General features: G+C 39.9%; 16 protein-coding genes. 8 read left to right on the plus strand and 8 right to left on the minus strand.

All coding sequences use genetic code 11. From position 1 onward, the window contains the following. The first annotated feature begins 32 nt into the window (after positions 1-32). The 3 genes from PLEUR7319_RS0119515 (at position 33) to PLEUR7319_RS0119525 (ending at position 2497) form a co-directional block, all read left to right on the plus strand. Positions 33-1214 (plus strand): M20 family metallopeptidase, encoded by a 1182-nt coding sequence (locus PLEUR7319_RS0119515; protein ID WP_019506912.1) that lies wholly within the window; start codon positions 33-35, stop codon positions 1212-1214. A 128-nt stretch (positions 1215-1342) separates the two neighbouring features. Continuing rightward, positions 1343-1561 carry a DUF4278 domain-containing protein gene (locus tag PLEUR7319_RS0119520; RefSeq protein WP_019506913.1) on the plus strand — a complete coding sequence of 73 codons (219 nt, stop codon included), beginning with the start codon at positions 1343-1345 and terminating at the stop codon, positions 1559-1561. Between the two features lie 96 nt (positions 1562-1657). After that, positions 1658-2497 carry an alpha/beta hydrolase gene (locus PLEUR7319_RS0119525; RefSeq protein ID WP_019506914.1) on the plus strand — a complete coding sequence of 280 codons (840 nt, stop codon included), beginning with the start codon at positions 1658-1660 and terminating at the stop codon, positions 2495-2497. 141 nt (positions 2498-2638) lie between these two features. Here PLEUR7319_RS0119525 and PLEUR7319_RS0119530 read toward each other — a convergent pair whose 3' ends face one another. Together PLEUR7319_RS0119530 and PLEUR7319_RS0119535 are read right to left on the minus strand one after the other, a co-directional pair. After that, positions 2639-3670 (minus strand): folate-binding protein YgfZ, encoded by a 1032-nt coding sequence (locus PLEUR7319_RS0119530; RefSeq protein ID WP_019506915.1) that lies wholly within the window; start codon positions 3668-3670, stop codon positions 2639-2641. A gap of 70 nt (positions 3671-3740) precedes the next feature. Then, positions 3741-4136 (minus strand): hypothetical protein, encoded by a 396-nt coding sequence (locus tag PLEUR7319_RS0119535; RefSeq protein WP_019506916.1) that lies wholly within the window; start codon positions 4134-4136, stop codon positions 3741-3743. A gap of 162 nt (positions 4137-4298) precedes the next feature. Between PLEUR7319_RS0119535 and hisH the strand changes: the two genes are divergently transcribed. Next, positions 4299-4946, plus strand: a complete 648-nt coding sequence (hisH, locus tag PLEUR7319_RS0119540; protein WP_019506917.1) for an imidazole glycerol phosphate synthase subunit HisH — start codon at positions 4299-4301, stop codon at positions 4944-4946. Between the two features lie 87 nt (positions 4947-5033). Here the strand turns inward: hisH and PLEUR7319_RS0119545 are convergent, their stop codons facing one another. Both PLEUR7319_RS0119545 and pyk read right to left on the minus strand, forming a co-directional pair. After that, entirely contained in the window at positions 5034-5993 is a 960-nt protein-coding gene (locus tag PLEUR7319_RS0119545; protein ID WP_019506918.1) for a YegS/Rv2252/BmrU family lipid kinase, read from the minus strand. Positions 5994-6246: 253 nt separating this feature from the next. Then, positions 6247-8004 carry a pyruvate kinase gene (gene pyk / locus PLEUR7319_RS0119550; protein ID WP_019506919.1) on the minus strand — a complete coding sequence of 586 codons (1758 nt, stop codon included), beginning with the start codon at positions 8002-8004 and terminating at the stop codon, positions 6247-6249. 360 nt (positions 8005-8364) lie between these two features. Here pyk and ppk1 point away from each other — a divergent pair, with 360 nt between their 5' ends. The 3 genes from ppk1 (at position 8365) to PLEUR7319_RS0119565 (ending at position 12489) form a co-directional block, all read left to right on the plus strand. Next, a complete protein-coding gene (ppk1, locus tag PLEUR7319_RS0119555; RefSeq protein WP_019506920.1) occupies positions 8365-10524 on the plus strand; it encodes a polyphosphate kinase 1 in 2160 nt (719 codons plus the stop codon). A 13-nt stretch (positions 10525-10537) separates the two neighbouring features. Continuing rightward, positions 10538-11539, plus strand: coding sequence for a 2-hydroxyacid dehydrogenase (locus tag PLEUR7319_RS0119560; protein ID WP_019506921.1), 1002 nt, complete (start codon positions 10538-10540; stop codon positions 11537-11539). Between the two features lie 230 nt (positions 11540-11769). Next, positions 11770-12489: a rhomboid family intramembrane serine protease gene (locus PLEUR7319_RS0119565; protein WP_019506922.1), complete on the plus strand. Its 720-nt coding sequence runs from the start codon at positions 11770-11772 to the stop codon at positions 12487-12489. A 154-nt stretch (positions 12490-12643) separates the two neighbouring features. Here PLEUR7319_RS0119565 and PLEUR7319_RS0119570 read toward each other — a convergent pair whose 3' ends face one another. From PLEUR7319_RS0119570 to PLEUR7319_RS38370, 3 genes are all read right to left on the minus strand, one after another. Then, on the minus strand, positions 12644-13447 hold the full coding sequence (locus PLEUR7319_RS0119570) for a bifunctional 2-polyprenyl-6-hydroxyphenol methylase/3-demethylubiquinol 3-O-methyltransferase UbiG (protein ID WP_019506923.1): 804 nt from the start codon (positions 13445-13447) through the stop codon (positions 12644-12646). 9 nt (positions 13448-13456) lie between these two features. Continuing rightward, positions 13457-14500, minus strand: coding sequence for a biotin synthase BioB (gene bioB / locus PLEUR7319_RS0119575; protein ID WP_019506924.1), 1044 nt, complete (start codon positions 14498-14500; stop codon positions 13457-13459). 125 nt (positions 14501-14625) lie between these two features. Then, positions 14626-14961 (minus strand): hypothetical protein, encoded by a 336-nt coding sequence (locus PLEUR7319_RS38370; protein ID WP_019506925.1) that lies wholly within the window; start codon positions 14959-14961, stop codon positions 14626-14628. A gap of 206 nt (positions 14962-15167) precedes the next feature. Between PLEUR7319_RS38370 and aqpZ the strand changes: the two genes are divergently transcribed. Beyond that, a complete protein-coding gene (gene aqpZ, locus PLEUR7319_RS36105) occupies positions 15168-15947 on the plus strand; it encodes an aquaporin Z (RefSeq protein ID WP_019506926.1) in 780 nt (259 codons plus the stop codon). Between the two features lie 210 nt (positions 15948-16157). Here aqpZ and PLEUR7319_RS0119590 read toward each other — a convergent pair whose 3' ends face one another. After that, the gene (locus PLEUR7319_RS0119590) at positions 16158-17654 is read right to left on the minus strand and encodes a site-2 protease family protein (protein WP_019506927.1); all 1497 of its coding nucleotides are present in this window, start codon (positions 17652-17654) and stop codon (positions 16158-16160) included. Positions 17655-17771 lie beyond the last annotated feature (117 nt).

Below are 17771 nucleotides of genomic sequence, written 5' to 3' on the forward strand. Positions count from 1 at the left end.
GGAGAAAGATAGACGATTTCCGTCCAAACTAAATGCTCTCTGAAATCAAAAATATTGCGCAAAATTTTGCTCCTCGACTAATCGAAATCCGTCGCCACCTCCACGCTCATCCTGAATTAAGTGGAGAAGAATATCAAACCTCTGCTTATATTGCCGGAGTCTTATCTTCCTGTGGTCTTAGTGTTCAAGAAGCTGTCGGAAAAACAGGAGTAGTAGGCGAGTTAATTGGTTCAGGAAGCGATCGCCGTACTTTAGCAATTCGTACTGATATGGATGCTCTTCCGATTCAGGAGTATCCCAAACTTGACTTTGCTTCCCGCAATCCAGGAATTATGCACGCCTGTGGGCATGATGTACATGCCACCTTAGGTTTAGGCACAGCAATGATTTTGTCACAGCTATCGACTAGTCTTCCTGGCAATGTACGCTTCTTATTTCAACCAGCCGAAGAAATTGCCCAGGGAGCAAAATGGATGGTCAAAGACGGCGTAATGGCTGGTATAGATGCGATTTATGGGGTTCATGTATTTCCTTCAATTCCCGCCCGTCAAATAGGTATTCGCTATGGAGCTTTAACTTCGGCTGCTGATGAGTTAGAAATTATTATCCAAGGAGAGTCGGGACACGGTGCGCGTCCCCATCAGGCGATCGATGCGATCTGGATTGCTGCGCAAGTCATTACCACACTGCAACAAGCAATTAGTCGCACCCAAAATCCTTTACACCCCATTGTCTTATCTATTGGGCAAATAGAAGGGGGTAGAGCGCATAACGTAATTGCCGATCGCGTACGAATGATTGGTACAGTGCGATCGCTTCATCCTGATAGCCACGCTAATTTACCTCAATGGATTGAAAATATTGTCCAAGGTACTTGTCAGACTTTTGGGGCTAAGTGCCATGTAGATTATCGTCGAGGAGTTCCCTCAGTGCAAAATGATGAGACCTTAACTCAGCTCCTAGAATCGGCTACTCGAGAAGCCTGGGGTAATGAAAGCGTACAAATTCTACCAGAACCATCTCTAGGTGCTGAAGACTTTTCGGTATATCTAGAGCAAGTTCCTGGCTGTATGTTCCGTCTGGGCGTAGGACTTGGAGGCGAAACTAACTATCCCCTGCATCATCCTAAATTTGAAGTTGATGAAGACGCGATTCTGACTGGGGTGGTAACAATGGCCTATACTGCCTGTAAATATTGGCAATCAGCAGCTTAATCTTCCAGCAATATGCTTAATTATACGCTTTTTTAGATAGTTCCTCGACTTGTTCTCGATTTAATCCCGACTTGTTCCCGATCGCTTCGTAAATTAAATAACAAGTTAATCAAGAGTAAATTTAGATCATGGAACTTTGTTATCGAGGCACAACCTATCGAGTCAGCAGTACTCCGGTAAATACTATTGAATCTGAGACCACCGCTAGATTTATGGGCAAAACTTATACTGTTCGTCAGACCAGTTGCCCAGTTATTTTGGAGCCTAATTTTTATCAATATCGAGGAGTAATTTATGGAAAAATGTTTTTTAACGGGAGTTCGGAGTTCGGAGTTCGGAGTTCATAATTGTGATTTTTACAAAGATAAAAAATCGTTGCCAAGATAAGATACTAACTACTTAATTCCAAATTATCGCGCTCTCCGATGAACTTTGAGTAATCTATGCTAAAAAAATTTGGTTTGATTGTTCTAGCTGTTTCCGCAGTATTATACGTAGCAGGATGTATACTACTGCGACTTGGACAAACCAGATTTATCTTTTACCCCGATCCTGTACTCAGAACAACGCCCCAAAATTATGGCTTAGATTATCAAGATGTTTGGATTGAGATAGATCGAGAAAAAGTACATGGTTGGTGGATACCAGCTTCTGAAAAAACTGCACCAGTTCTATTATATTTTCACGGCAATGCCAGTAATAATGGAGATGTAACTGATATTGCGGCCATGTTCCATCAGATAGGATTATCTGTATTGTTGATTGACTATCGTGGTTATGGTAAAAGCAGTCCCACTTTCCCCAGTGAAAAAAGTGTATATCAAGATGCCCTCGCAGCTTGGAATTATCTAACTACAGTTCGTCAAATTGAACCGGCAAAAATTTTTGTCTATGGTCATTCTTTAGGAGGAGCGATCGCAATTGAGCTAGCAATTAAACACCCTGAAATGGCAGGGTTAGTTGTTGAAGGAACTTTTACTTCGATAAAAGAGGTAGCTAGCCAAGATAAAATTTTTCGCATTTTCCCCTTAGGCTGGATTCTGACTCAGCATTTTGACTCCATCAGCAAAATCCAGTCATTACAAGTTCCTGTGCTAATTATGCACGGTACTGCTGATGAAGTAATTCCAGTGACTATGGCTGATGAATTGTTTGCTATGGCACCAGAACCTAAAGAGCTTTTGATTATTCCTCAGGCTATGCACAACAATGTACATCAAGTTGGAGGTCGACAGTATTTAGAGCATTTACAACAATTTATTCAATCAAATCTGACAAATTAGCCTATGATATCAAAATTGATTTAATCAATAGCTTTATTTAAGTTTTCCCTAATAGTAGTCTAACTACTTAAAATCATCCCACTGCGCAGCAAAGTTCGCTTTCATCCCTACTTTGCTGCGCTGAAAATATGGATTTCTCGCTCACATGGTTAAAAATGGTGGAGCAACAAGTATCCCCTCAGCATCGCCTATTTGCACTTTTAAGCCTTCATCTCCCGCTTTGGTACGGACATACCCCAAACCATAACCGCCATCAGGAGTATCAGTATAACTAGTTAGCGTACCTACTTTTTTGTCTTCGATAGTAATCGGTGTTTCTGGGGCAACAGATTGATTGAGCTTAATTCCCCATAGTTTTTGTTTAACTCCTTTATATGTGTTTAAGCGAGCGATGGTTTCTTGACCAATATAACAGCCTTTTTCAAAGGAGATAGTCTGCCAAAGTCCTGCCTCTAGAGGGTTATAATCTTCAGTAAGTTCTCGGTCTGGAATTGGTCTACCCTGTTGAATTCTGAGACTTTCCCACAGGCGATCGCCCAAGGGGACACTTCCCTGCTCGATTAATTTTGACCAAACAATACCTGCATTTTCTGGAGGCATAATCAATGTATATCCAGGAGTTGCCAGACCACTCCCCATAGCCACCCGGACAGGAACATCAGCAATAGTCACGAGGAGATGAGCCGCTAAATTTTTCTGAGGTATAGTTTCTGAGACTAGCTGGGACAGTAAAGTACTGCTTTGATTACCAATGAGACTAAATATACTTGATTCTGCCGAAATATCGGTTAGTTCAACTTTATCAAACGGAAAAATAAAGCGATCTAGCCAGGTTAAAAGTTGCTGACGACGATTAGGAGAAACTAAAATCAAGACCGCATCTTCTGTTACATAAGCTGTGGCTAAATCTAGAGTTCGGGCAGTAGAAGTAACAAATACTGTATCGCAACCTTGCCCTGGCATTAATTTTTCAAAATCGTTAGTACTTTGATTATGGAGATACCGTAGACGATCTTCCCCCGTAATTTTGAGTAATCCCCAATGAGAGCGATCGCATATTGCCACACCTTGATTAACTGCATCTAATGCTTCGTGATCATTGTTAAAACTAAGGGCAACTCCTGCTTCATCAAAAATGGCTCCTGCTGTTTCTTGAACTTGTTTTAATTTCATTATTTTCAAATTTGTTAAATTATTATACCAATTAGCAATTTCTATAATCAGCTCATAGCTAGGAGCGTATTTAATCTGGAAGAGTATTAAAAACTTTTCTGACTGATTGTTGCGCTTTTGATTCTAATAGTTGCCAGTCTACCTCACCAAAATCATCAATTAAACGTGTATCCACATCTACGGGATAAGCACTTTCGTCTTCTTGGCTAAAAATATGCTCAATGGGTTCATATTGCTGAAAACAAACTTTATAACACAGTTCCCAAACATCAATCTCGACTTGATAACCAGGACGAGAAAGACAAAGATGATAGCCAGGAATTGGTGCTGTTACTTCTTTATATGTTCCTTTCCAGTCAGATGATTCTAGTTCTTTGCGAATATTATCCACTACCCGTAACATTGCAGGTTGCATCAATACTTGTGCTTGTTCCCAAGCTAGCTGAGTTTTGAACGTTGGTTTCATAGTGATTTTGCCCTTGCTCCTTATATTAGATTTTAAGATTTGGAGGTCAAAGACTTTAGTTAAATCGGAAATTTTTCAATTTGGCTCTCCTCAACCCATAAATTATTGTCAGAGTTGTCTAAGATATTAAAGAGAAGAGCAATTAAATCTGAAGGGGCTAATATGGTCAACGTAGCTGTGATTGACTACGATATGGGAAATCTTCACTCTGCCTGTAAAGGCTTAGAAAAGTCTGGCGCAGTGCCTGAGATCACCCATTCCCCTCATGATATTCACGGTGCTGATGCTGTTGTCTTGCCTGGAGTTGGGGCTTTTGACCCCGCCATGCGACACATTAGAGAGCGCGATTTAGAAGAACCAATTAAAGAGGCGATCGCTTCAGGAAAACCTTTTTTAGGAATTTGTTTGGGGTTACAAATATTGTTTGATGGTTCAGAAGAGGGGACGGAAAGAGGCTTGGGAGTTGTTCCTGGTCTCGTGCGTCGTTTTAGAAGTGAGCCAGATATTACCATTCCTCAAATGGGTTGGAATCAACTAGAAATGAGCCAGCCTCAACTAGCTTTATGGCAAGATTTACCCCCAGATCCATATGTATATTTCGTGCACTCTTTTTACGTCGATCCTGAAGATCGGAGTATTAATGCAGCTACCGTAACTCATGGCTCACAAACGGTAACGGCAGCGATCGCCCGTGATAATTTGATGGCGGTACAATTCCATCCTGAAAAGTCTTCTGACAATGGTTTACTGATTCTTTCCAACTTTATCACCCTGGTAAAAAATCAGCAGAATCTAGCAATTACTTTCTAACCAAACCCAAAAGTTAGCTAACTAAAGCCAAGATTGATACTTTAGCCATTAGTGTTTCTTAGTAATTAAGATATACGCGGTTTTTAACTATTGCTTCAATTCAATATCTACTCCAGACAAATTATCTAATTTCTCCTTTGGCTGAATTTTGCCCTCCATTGGTACAAAAACATTTAAACCATTAGGAATACACTTCACTTCAATCGGCGTTTTGCCTATAATTTCTCCATCCAAGACTACTTTTTGAGGCGGCTCGGTGGTTACTTTAATCCACTCTGAACGCAGATATCCTACTCCATCACTATCTACTGCCTCTTTATTACTAGCACTTTGTAACAATTGAAATGAGGTGGCGATCGCACCTGTTTTGGTTTGAGGAGCAAGAATTGTAATATCTAGTAAACCATCATCAAAAATAACACCAGCAGTACCATGAGCTAATACAGAAGAAGGAGGGGCAGCATTAGCAATCGTAATTGCATTAGCTTCTACAGTAATTAATTTATCTTTAGTTTCAATCTTGGCGGTAAACTTAGTAAATTTCTGTAATTGCTTAAATCCAGACAAAACATAAGCTAGTATACCTAGCCGATCTTTTGCCTCGCGATCGGCATCTTCTACGGTTTCGGCTTCAAATCCAATTCCTGCTAGTAAAATCAAAGGTTTTTCATTACAGATCCCCACGTCAACCTTTTTAGTTGATCCAACCAAAATAGTATCACAGGCGGCTTTTATTGTGTCGGGTATACCTAAAGCATTGGCAAAAGCGTTAGCTGTTCCTCTAGAAATTGCACCTAAAGCAATATCTGTTCCGATTAAAGCTCCCGCTACAGCCGAAACCGTACCATCTCCACCGGAGGCAATAATCGTTTCCACTCCATTTGCTACAGCTTGACTAGCTAATTCTGCGCCGTCAATTTCTTTAGTGGTAAATTGAACTTCTAGCTCAAATTCCGGTTCTAAGTAGCTTTTAATGGTTGCTAAATCTTGTTCTGAGTCTCCTTGACCCGCAACAGGATTAAAAATCAAACAAGCTTTACGACTCATAATATTGATTTAAATAACATTTAACGATTGCAAAAAGATTATTTAACTTTAAACTACAGCCAGTGTTCAAAAATAGATTCTATCTTTGGTTAAATCTTTATAATTACCTCGAGGCTAGGTAAACATTAAATTCTTTTTGAGCAAAATAAATAATAGAGTTTAGCCAACTTAAAATTTCCAGAAATTTCCTGGCAGGTGTAGATTAACATCCTAAGTCTCCAACCTTAAAACTTTGAAGGTATCGATGATTTTCTTATTCTTTGTTGGCTGCACCAGAAAAAACGATGCCACGTTTCGCATCTAGGGTCAAAATTGCCCCTTCACGGATTACTTCGGTTGCATTTTTAAAGCCAACAATTACCGGAATACCTAAACGTAAGCCAATAACTGCCGCATGACTAGTTAAGTTATCTTCTTCGGTAATAATTCCTGATGCTTGGCGGATAATATCAACAAACTGGGCATTAGTACCAGGGGTAACTAAAATTTCACCGGGATTGAAATCATTAATCTCTTGAGGATTGTGAGCTACTCTAGCTCTACCACTAATTGCTCCTTGACCAATTCCGGAGCCTTCTCCCAAGACTGCTTTTACTAATTCCACTTTGATTAAGTCTGTTGAACCTGATACACCCTGCAAAGTTCCTGCGGTCATGACTACTAAGTCTCCAGCCGATAGCCAGTTTTTTTCTTGAGCAACATTAATTGCTGCTTGGAAAGTCTGAGCAGCAGAAGATAAATCCAACATTAGTAATGGTCTGACTCCCCAAACCATTTGTAGTCTTCGAGCAACATATACATGGGGAGTAATCGCTAGAATTGGCGTTTTTGGTCTAAATTTAGATACATTGCGGGCGGTGGCACCAGTCTTAGTTAAGGTCATAATTGCCGCAGCATCTAACTGGGCAGCGATCTGACCCACAGCAGCAGATATGGCGTGAGTAATGGAGCGTTTAGTTCGTTTATGATTATGGATTTTTTGTTCTTGTTCAATCCGACAGGCAATTGTAGCCATCGTCTCTACTGCCTGTACAGGATAATTACCCACGGCCGTTTCATTCGACAACATTACTGCATCTGTACCATCCAAAATGGCATTGGCCACATCAGATACTTCCGCACGGGTTGGTCGAGGACTATTAACCATGCTGTCTAACATTTGGGTGGCGGTAATAATGGGGATTCCTAACCTGTTGGCAGTAGCAATCAGACGCTTTTGCAAGATGGGTACGTCTTCCGCTGGCAATTCTACTCCTAGATCACCTCTGGCTACCATCACTCCGTCGCAGAGAGAGAGAACGGCATCCATCTGCTCGATCGCCTCATGTTTTTCGATTTTGGCAATTATCGGAATTGACTTACCGGCGCTAGCAACAAGATCCTTGATTTCGAGAATGTCTTGAGGATTTCGCACAAAACTGAGAGCAATCCAATCCACTCCCTGATCTAAGCCAAACATTAAATCTTCACGGTCTTTTTTGGTCAGAGCTTTAACTGATAAGAAAACACCAGGGAAATTGACTCCCTTATTACTAGAAAGGGGTCCTCCTACAACTACCCGGCAATGCAAATCTTGATTTGCCCGATCTATTCTCTCTACCTTCATTTCCACTTTGCCATCATCTAGCAAGATAGTGGCATTTTCAGGTACTTCTTGGGCTAACTTTTCGTAGCTAATGTAACCTATGTTCTGATCGCACTCAACCTTACGACTCGTTAGGATATAGGGATCGCCATTTTTGAGCTTAATTTTACCGCTAGCAAACTTGCCCAAGCGAATTTTGGGTCCTTGTAAATCTTGTAAGATACCGACAGGTTGATCTAGTTCAAAAGCCGTCTGTCGAATTAAACGTATCGCCTTTTGATGATCTTGTTGCGTACCATGAGAAAAGTTGATCCTCAGGGTGGTTGCACCAGCTTTGATTAACTGACGCAGTATCTCAGGTTTTAGTGTAGCTGGCCCTACAGTGGCGACAATTTTCGTCCGACGCGGGTTAGTTGGCGATCGCATTACGTTTTATCCGGGGTTTACTTGGAGAACTGTTAATTGACGACTGAAACAAGCGATTACCTGAGAATTTCAGTCGTTCAGCCTAGTTTACAATACAATAATTACCAGCGCAGATTTTTTTTTACTGCTTTGAGATTTAAATAATTTATGCAGCATTTATGTTGGGTAGATGATTATTACCAGGTTTATCTATTAACAAATTACTGATTAGTCATTAGCGAAATATGTCTTAATCAATTCTGATTGAGTAATTGCGGCTACGGATAGATAGCGTCGTCAAATCGCAGTAAAGTAATATTTTTCCAGGCAAATTTTATAGAATATTTAAGACTGCAAGCACATTCCTAAGACAACCGAGCAATGACTAGTACCAAATCCATTGATAGTGCAATTAATCTCAACGATCCTAAATATTATTTTAATCGAGAATTAAGTTGGCTAGAGTTTAACCGACGAGTTTTAGCCGAAGCATTGGATAAAAGAACACCATTGCTAGAGCGTCTTAAGTTTATGGCAATTTTTAGCTCTAACCTAGATGAATTTTTTATGGTTAGGGTCGCAGCACTAAAGCAACAGGTTACAGCAGGAGTGACTAAGCTATCGGCAGATGGTCGTAAACCTCGGGAACAGTTAGAAGCGATCGCCGAAGTTTTAACTCCGATGATCGAACAGCAGCACCAACACTTTGAAAAAGTTCTCAAAAAAGAATTAGCTAAATCGGGAATTCATATTCTTAATTATGTAGATTTGAATCAGGAACAGAGAACTTATATTAATCAATTCTTTGAAGATTATATTTTTCCAGTTCTCACTCCTCTAGCAGTAGATCCTTCCCATCCCTTCCCTTATATTTCTAATCTCAGTTTAAATTTAGCGGTTGTACTCAAAGATCCGTCAATTGAACGGGAATTATTTGCCAGAGTCAAAATTCCCAAAGTTCTTTCTCGCTTTGTAACTTTACCTGAGGAGCTAAGACAAGGACATCGAGGTCAACCTGGAGTTTGGACTGGTATACCAATAGAACAAGTTGTCACCCATAATTTAGAGTATTTGTTTTCAGGAATGAATATTCTCGAATCCTATGCTTTCCGTGTGACTCGTAACGCTGATTTATCGGTGGAAGAAGATGAAGCAGATGATTTGCTACTGGCGATCGAAAAAGAACTACAAAAACGGCGTATTGGGGGTTCTTCAGTGCGACTAGAAATTGAAGCTTCTGTTCCGCCTGATATTCGCTCGACCATTATTCGCGAATTGGCCCTGGAAGAAAGTGATGTTTACGATATTGATGGCTTGTTGAGTTTGGGGAATTTAATGTCTTTTTTGGCATTGCCTTTGCCTGAACTAAAAGATAAACCTTGGAATGCTGTCTTACCTTCACGTCTGAGCTGGTTAAGAGATCGAGAAAATGAAGAAAGTGCCGATGGAGAAAGTTTTTTTAGCGTAATTCGTAATGGAGACCTGTTAGTTCATCATCCCTATCATTCTTTTTCTAGCACCGTATTGCGTTTTGTTACTGAAGCTGCCTATGATTCTGATGTCTTGGCAATTAAAATGACTTTGTATCGTACTTCAGGAGACTCGCCAATTATTAAAGCTTTGATTGCAGCAGCTCAAAATGGGAAACAAGTAGTAGTTCTAGTTGAGATTAAGGCTCGATTTGATGAAGAAAATAATATTATCTGGGCGAAGAAATTAGAAAAATCTGGAGTACACGTAGTTTATGGCGTAACTGGGTTAAAGACACATACTAAGATCACTTTGGTAGTACGACAAGAAAAAGAACAGATACGTCGTTATGTCCATATCGGGACAGGTAATTACAACCCCAAAACAGCCAAAATTTATACTGATTTAGGTCTTTTGAGTTGTCGTGAAGAGTTAGGAGCAGATTTAACCGATTTATTCAATTTTTTGACTGGTTATTCTCGGCAAAAGTCTTATCGCAAATTGCTAGTTGCCCCTGTAAGCTTACGTGATCGCATGATCGAAATGATTAACCGCGAAGCAGAAAATTGTCGTCAAGGTAAAACTGGACGCATAGTCGCTAAGATGAACTCTCTGGTAGATCAGCAGGTAATTCAGACTCTTTATCAGGCTTCTCAAGCAGGAGTAGAAATAGACTTAATTGTCCGAGGCATTTGCTGTTTACGTCCGGGATTACCTAAGTTTAGCGATAATATTCGCGTTATTAGCATTATTGGACGTTTCTTAGAACATTCCCGCATTTTCTATTTTCATAATAACGGTCAGGAAGAAATCTATATTGGCAGTGCTGACTGGATGACTCGTAATCTTAGTCGGCGAGTGGAAGCTGTAACTCCGATTGATTCTCCCGAAATCTTTGGCGATTTACAGGAAATTTTGGGAGTTATGTTAGCAGATAATCGTAAGGCATGGGAATTACAATCGGATGGGACATTTATCCAAAGAAAACCCAAAAAAGACGAAGAAATCCGCAGTACTCACGATACTTTTATGGAAATGACTTTACAGTCGGCTGGAATTATCCCAAATTAACGAGATTTTATTGATGAAAGTTGCAGTATTTAGTGCTAAACCTTACGATCGGAAATTCCTAGAAAAGTTCAATCAGCAACATGGTCATATCTTAAAGTTTTTTAAACCTAATTTAGACTCTCAAACAGTGACTTTAGCCACAGGATTTGAAGCAGTCTGCGTATTTGTCAATGATAGCCTTAATCGAACAGTCATTGAAGCCTTATCAAATCTAGGGATCAAATTGATTGCCTTAAGGTGTGCAGGCTATGACAATGTTGACCTTAATGCAACTCAAGAGTTGGGAATCACAGTGGCGAGAGTTCCTGCCTATTCTCCCTATGCTGTTGCCGAACATGCGATCGCGCTGATCCTGACACTCAACCGTAAGATTCATCGAGCGTACTATCGTGTTCGGGAGGGTAATTTCGCTCTCAACGGACTTTTGGGATTCGATCTCCATAACCGCACTGTGGGCATTATCGGTACGGGCAAAATTGGTCGCATTACGGGTCAAATTCTGAGAGGTTTTGGCTGTCGAATACTGGCTTACGATCTTTATCCCAATAAAGAATTTGCCGAGAAATATGGGGAGTATGTTGCTCTTGAAGAGCTAATGCGCCAGTCTGATATTATCAGTTTGCACTGCCCTTTAACTCCTGAAACTCATCACTTGATTAATGCCAAAGCGATCGCTTTGATGAAGCCCGGAGTCATGTTGGTTAATACTAGCCGTGGTGGTTTAGTAAATGCCCAAGCATTAATCGATGGTTTAAAGTCCAAACAGATCGGACATTTAGCTTTAGATGTTTACGAGCAAGAACGTGATATGTTTTTTGAAGATTTATCTGGAGAAATTATTCAGGATGATGTTTTTCAAAGACTGCTTACGTTTCCCAATGTAATCATCACCGGACATCAAGCCTTTTTTACTGAAGATGCCCTTAACAATATTGCCGAAACCACTCTCTCGAATATTACTGCAATCTCGCAAAACCACCCTTGTCCCAATCAAATAAAAGCTGTTAACTCATAACTTTTACATTAGGGCTTACGTACCTAGTTTGCGGTTAAGGACTGGTAAAAGGCGCGGAATGCGCCTGCAGGCAAGCACCCGAATGCATTCGGGTGAACCTGCGGGTTAAAGGGTAAGGGGTAAAGGTTAAAATTTTTTTTCCTTTACCCCTCCCAAAAGCTTGATTTATTGCTATTTCTACGTAAGTCCTATACATATTTTTTCATCCTTCATCTCTCTTTTCTTAAAAAATGGTTCCATTAAAAGACGAAAACCCAATTAAAATTACTCCCTATGTCACTTACATCCTAATTGCAGTCAACATTCTGGTTTTTGCTTACGAACTAAGCTTAAATCCCACTCAATTAGATATATTTTTTCATCTGTTTGCCGTTGTTCCGAAAGAACTAACTTATAGTTTTAGCGGGGTTGATTTACACCAGGGGATCCCAGAACTAGTCACCCCCATTACCTCTCAGTTTCTGCACGCAGGTTTTACTCATATTGCTTTTAATATGTTATTTCTGTGGATATTCGGAAATAACATTGAAGAACAGCTCGGAAAAGTTAAATATTTAGTTTTTTATCTCTCCTGTGGCGTTTTAGCCGTATTAGCACAATGGTTCTTTTCTGCACTTTCCGATGTGCCATCATTGGGAGCCAGTGGCGCGATCGCGGGAGTCATGGGAGCTTATATCCTTAAATTTCCTCAGGCGAAAATTGTGACAGTAATTCCTCTGGGTTTCTTTTTTCCTTTATTTAGAATACCAGCGATTTATTTTCTCGGCTTTTGGTTTTTGGAGCAAGCTTTAAACGGGATTGCCTCTTTTGAAGTTAATGCTAGTGTGGGCATGGAAAGCGGTGGTGTAGCCTACTGGGCGCACGCTGGTGGATTTGTAGCGGGGGCAATTTTAGGTCCAATATTAGGATTATTTGCTGCTAAATCAGATGAGCCTGAAGTTATGGGTTAAATGGTAGCTCTACAAAAATTCAACTCCAAACTAATCTATAACCTATAACTCCGAACTCCGAACTCCGAACTCCGAACTCCGAACTCCGAATTCCGAACTCCGAATTCCGAACTCCGAACTCCGAACTCCGAACTCCGAATTCCGAACTCCGAATTCAAGTATCATCCCTTTTTTGACCAATAACTCCAACTGTTGCTAAGTAGACTCCCCAAGAAGTTTGATTTTCGGCAAACTGGCAATATTTATGGATATCCTCTCGACTTACTTTGCCCGTAGCAATATATTTCTCTGCTAGTTGGAGTGCAGAAAGTTTCATCATCGTGGCAACATCTGAACCCCCTGGAGAAATGGGTACATCGTTTTCTACTTCTATGTGTTGTAATCCGAGTTCCTGTAGCAAAGACGGTAGCCTAATCCCAAAAGAGTAATCTAATCCTTTATCGGTAAACATCTGGCAGATAGCTTGGTTTACTTTATTTACTGCTTGAGACTGTTCTCGATCGCCATGTATTACTCTAGAAGCAGAAAAATCTGGTTCTTCAATTACTAACCAACCATTAGGTTTAAGCAAATCCAAAATCTTGGATAAAGCAAATTCAAAATCGGCAACGTGAATTAAGACATTACGAATATGAATCAAATCGAAAGAATGACTATTTAAAGCAATCTGTCTGATATCTCCTTTGATCATTTCTACGTTCGATAACGATGTATGTTCAATAAACCGAACGTCAACATCTACTGCCACTACTTTGCCTGATTCTCCAACTATTTTCGACATCCAAGCCATGATCGAACCTGCCCCTGCACCAACCTCTAAACATTGCCAGCCTTGGGTCAAACCTGCCGCCAAAATTCGACGGTGACTATGAGGGTCGAATATCTTCTCCAACATTTTTAGTCTCTCTAATTCTGATTCAAATTGAGTGTCGGTGAAAATATATTCGGGTTCAGGCATTTTGGTTTTTTAACATTCAATATTGATCATTTTAGTGTCTGCTGTTTCCAGAATTGAACCATCGGGGGCTTCGAGAACAAATCCAGCATCGCGAATCATTTCTAGATCAGCGGAGGCAGCTTGTCCTGCGGTGGTGAGATAATCACCGATAAAAATCGAGTTGGCGGGATATAAACCCATTACCTGTAGCGATCGCAGGTGAACTTCTCTGCCCCCAGCAATTCTAATTTCTTGTTGGGGCAGGATAAATCTAAATAAACATAGGATACGTAAGCAACGTCGAGGATTGAGTTGATTGACATCTCCTAAGGGTGTTCCCGCAATAGGAATCAGAAAATTAATCGGTACACTAGTAACGTCCAATTCTCGCAGGGAATAAGCCAAGTCAATGATATCGTCGTCGGTTTCATTCATGCCCAATATACCGCCAGAACAAGTTGTAATACCTGCTTTTTGGACATTTTTAATCGTGGCAACGCGATCGCGAAAGGTATGAGTACTACAGATATTCTCGTGATGATTTTCGGAGGTATTCAAATTATGGTTAACGCGATCGACTCCTACCTCAGCTAAACGATGAGTTTGCTCTTCGCTTAAGAGTCCCAAACAAGCACAAATTTTTAAGTCATGTTTAGTTTTGACCGCTTTAAAGGCATCTAACACATTATTGAAGACAGGTTCAGAAGGCGATCGCCCGGAAATTGCCATACAAAAAGTCCCTGCTTTTAATTTTGCGGCTCGATCTGCTGCCTGGACTATTTTTTCTTGAGCAATTAGAGGGTATTTTTCGATCTCTGCCGCAGAGATTTTTGATTGGGAACAGTAGTTGCAGTCTTCTGGACATAAACCACTCTGGGCGTTGAGTAAAAAATGGAGTCTGACGCGATTTGACCAGTAATGATGACGAACTTTATAGGCTGCTGCTAATTGTTCTAGCAATACGGTATCTGGTGCCCCTAAAATGCTTTTGGCTGTGGTGCGGTCGATTAACTCTCCGTTAAGGGACAGTTTAGCTAGAGCATTATAGTCTAAAAAATCTAAAGTTGTAGTCATAATGATTACGCTCCGCGTACCTTTCGGAACGCTCTTTAATCTACAGAGAACTTTATTGTTTTACCACGGCAAGGCAGGATGAAAAATAGAGAAAAATAAAAAGTTATTTTTTAAAGAGGTTATTTTTATGCTGATTGTAGACTGCGACTACGGATTGTATCGGCGATCACTTTTAACCAGGTTTCGGTAATCATTTCGCGAGATAGCTGAAATACACAATACCCATGTTGTTGAGCCAAATTAAGTTTTTCGTAATCCCGCATCAGACTTTTCCCAGTGCTATGTCCACCTTTATGCCAAATTTGTCCATTGATCTCGATCGCCACCTTGGCAGGAAAATTAACATAATCAAACTTAAAACGACGATGGGGAATTATACGTATCTCTGTTTCTAATTCTAAGTCCGGATACAACTCATCCCACAAAAGGTCAAATTCAAATTCTAGGCAACTGATGATCATCTATTTTAATTAAGCGGTCAATAAATATTTGATCTGAAGATAACCTTGATTGTCTATCTTGACCAGAGTTTCGCTTGCTAAGTTATCTGATTGACACTCCCCAAGAATTAAACATTAATTTAAATTTAAAAGATTTACTAGATATTTTTTTTTGCAGTATAATTCATTACAATTTACTGGAATTTCCAAATTCAATGTAGCTAATTATGAAAAAATATATTGCAGAATTAATTGGGACTTTTTGGTTAGTCCTTGGTGGTTGCGGTAGTGCTGTGCTAGCTGCTGTTTATACCGCTAATACAGAAGACATTAATTTCTTCAACATTGGGTTAGGATTTCTGGGTGTGTCATTGGCTTTTGGTCTAACTGTATTGACTATGGCTTATGCCATTGGACATATTTCTGGATGTCATCTTAACCCCGCTGTATCTTTTGGTTTATGGGCAGGAAAACGCTTTTCTGGCAAAGAGTTATTACCTTATATTATTGCTCAGGTAATTGGTGCAGTGCTAGCTGGTGGTTTTATTTATTTGATTGCTAGTGGCAACGGTCAGTTTACCTTAGAAGGTTCTAATCCTCTGGCAACTAATGGTTTTGGAGACCATTCTCCTGGAGGCTATAACTTGATTACCTGTTTAATTACAGAAGTCGTGATGACTTATATGTTCCTGATAATTATTTTAGGAGCTACTGATTTGCGTGCACCGGCTGGATTTGCCCCTATTGCTATTGGTTTGGGATTAACTCTTATTCACCTGATTAGTATTCCTGTCACCAATACTTCTGTTAATCCTGCTCGAAGTACAGGTGTTGCTTTGTGGGCAGGCAAAGAACTTGTTGCTCAACTATGGCTATTCTGGCTAGCACCTATTGTAGGAGCAATTTTAGCGGGGTTAACCTACAATAGTGTTTTTGCTGAGGATGTAGCTGAACAAAACTTAGCTGATGCTGCGACTGACGCTAATTTTGAAAGCTCACAATTATAAAAAGAACAATAAATACCAGCTAGCTAATATCTCTATTTACTAGTGGCTAGTACAGGTTTAGAGAAGTATATAAGAGAAGTATTATAAGTAATAGATAATCAAGATTATTATTAGCGAGAGCAAATACCTTAAGAATCACAGTATTTGCCCTCGCTTTTTAAGTATTTGAGTTTTTCTAATTTCTATTTGATAGTTTCAATCAATATTGAACTAAATATTCAACCAGGTACCTACAGCACCAGGTAGTGGTAATACAATTACAATCAGTAAAGCCAAAGCCAATAAACCGCAAAAATCTCGCCGATTATCGAGTTCAGTAACATCATTGAGCGCAGGTTGATCGATTAGGGGAATTAACCACAATATAATTGTCCAAATCCAGAAATAGGGATGTATTAAGGCAAATAATAAAGCCAATATACGAGTAATTTGTCCTACGGCGATCGCCATTTTTTGTCCAAATACAGCATGAACAATATGACCTCCATCTAGCTGTCCGATGGGCATCAGGTTAATAGCAACGATAAACAAGCCAACACAACCGGCAGTGGCCAATGGATGAAGATCAATTCCCATCCCAGCTTCTAGAGATGAGCCTAAAGCTAATTTAGCTACTAAGCTGAGAAAAAATGATACCCGAGGATCTTGAGCTTGAATATCAAAGGTCGAAGATTCTTCTAAGGGAACAACAGTTGAAAGAGATAGTCCCCAATATAAAATTGGCACAATCAGCAGTAAGCTCGATATAGAACCGACAACCGCTACATCAAATAAAGCTTTACGGTGAGGAATAGGCGATCGCCTCTGAACAATTGCCCCCAAAGTCCCCAAAGAAAAACTATCTAGCAGGAAAGGAAAGGGAATAAAATAAGGCAAAGTTGTCCGAATTTTGTAATAAGCAGCAACAAAATAATGACTAAATTTTTGCACTCCAATAATTAGCAGTAGTGGCAAACTATAGAGCAATCCTGGAACAAATAATTGGGGATCAGATAATAACTCCTCGGAAGATGTTCCAATGATATTAACTCCAGCTACTGTAGTAGTTAGCAGGGTGATCAGAAACATGGTCAAGGCAAATCCAAAACGACGATCGTTTTTAACCTTTTCTTGAGCAGTTGCTTTGGCTTCAGGATTAGGAACCAGGGCAAAAAAAGGTTTACCTCGAAAACTCTCTTGGAAAATCAAAAAGAAGCGATCGCCAAAAGCTTTTTCTACATTACGTTTAATCTTGTTATATGCATCTTCGGGAATAGTCTTGAGTTTTCCACGACAAAAAATAGCTTGAGGTCGATAGTCAATAGTTTGTAAGTAGTAAACATTCCAAGGAAAACAGTTGCGCAGAGTTGTCTCTTCCTGACGATCAATTGGGCGAGGAGGAGGGGATTCTATTGCAGATTCAGCCACGGGAACTACAGTTTCTTGTTCCTTTTCTGAAGTTGAAGTAAGGTTAGATTTTTTGGGTTTTCCTCTTTGTACTAGCCATCCGTACAATAAGGGACACACGATCAAAGGAAACAAAAATACTGGCAGGGGTAAGGGTTGATCCTGCCCAAAAATATAAGTCCAAATAGTCCAGATACATGATGGCAGCATAATTACCAACCAACATAACCAAACGGGCGTAGTGGTTTTATTCTTTACGCTTTGCTGGACAATGAGGTAAGCAATGGGGCTTATGATAATTAAAATCAACCAGAGTTTCATAAAAGGGCGTTTTGAATCTGTTTTTGGATTCTTTAAATTAAATGATTATATTTGGACTGTGAATTAAGTATATGAATGTAAAATGATACTGCAATTAGATGAATATCTAGAGCATCT

Origin of the sequence: Pleurocapsa sp. PCC 7319, from assembly GCF_000332195.1 — a bacterium.
Classification (GTDB): Bacteria; Cyanobacteriota; Cyanobacteriia; order Cyanobacteriales; family Xenococcaceae; genus Waterburya.

Coding starts and splice junctions, on each gene's coding strand:
- PLEUR7319_RS0119515 (WP_019506912.1), top strand. CDS start 33: ATGCTCTCTGAAATCAAAAATATTGCGCAAAATTTTGCTCCTCGACTA.
- PLEUR7319_RS0119520 (WP_019506913.1), top strand. CDS start 1,343: ATGGAACTTTGTTATCGAGGCACAACCTATCGAGTCAGCAGTACTCCG.
- PLEUR7319_RS0119525 (WP_019506914.1), top strand. CDS start 1,658: ATGCTAAAAAAATTTGGTTTGATTGTTCTAGCTGTTTCCGCAGTATTA.
- PLEUR7319_RS0119530 (WP_019506915.1), bottom strand. CDS start 3,670: ATGAAATTAAAACAAGTTCAAGAAACAGCAGGAGCCATTTTTGATGAA.
- PLEUR7319_RS0119535 (WP_019506916.1), bottom strand. CDS start 4,136: ATGAAACCAACGTTCAAAACTCAGCTAGCTTGGGAACAAGCACAAGTA.
- hisH (WP_019506917.1), top strand. CDS start 4,299: ATGGTCAACGTAGCTGTGATTGACTACGATATGGGAAATCTTCACTCT.
- PLEUR7319_RS0119545 (WP_019506918.1), bottom strand. CDS start 5,993: ATGAGTCGTAAAGCTTGTTTGATTTTTAATCCTGTTGCGGGTCAAGGA.
- pyk (WP_019506919.1), bottom strand. CDS start 8,004: ATGCGATCGCCAACTAACCCGCGTCGGACGAAAATTGTCGCCACTGTA.
- ppk1 (WP_019506920.1), top strand. CDS start 8,365: ATGACTAGTACCAAATCCATTGATAGTGCAATTAATCTCAACGATCCT.
- PLEUR7319_RS0119560 (WP_019506921.1), top strand. CDS start 10,538: ATGAAAGTTGCAGTATTTAGTGCTAAACCTTACGATCGGAAATTCCTA.
- PLEUR7319_RS0119565 (WP_019506922.1), top strand. CDS start 11,770: ATGGTTCCATTAAAAGACGAAAACCCAATTAAAATTACTCCCTATGTC.
- PLEUR7319_RS0119570 (WP_019506923.1), bottom strand. CDS start 13,447: ATGCCTGAACCCGAATATATTTTCACCGACACTCAATTTGAATCAGAA.
- bioB (WP_019506924.1), bottom strand. CDS start 14,500: ATGACTACAACTTTAGATTTTTTAGACTATAATGCTCTAGCTAAACTG.
- PLEUR7319_RS38370 (WP_019506925.1), bottom strand. CDS start 14,961: ATGATCATCAGTTGCCTAGAATTTGAATTTGACCTTTTGTGGGATGAG.
- aqpZ (WP_019506926.1), top strand. CDS start 15,168: ATGAAAAAATATATTGCAGAATTAATTGGGACTTTTTGGTTAGTCCTT.
- PLEUR7319_RS0119590 (WP_019506927.1), bottom strand. CDS start 17,654: ATGAAACTCTGGTTGATTTTAATTATCATAAGCCCCATTGCTTACCTC.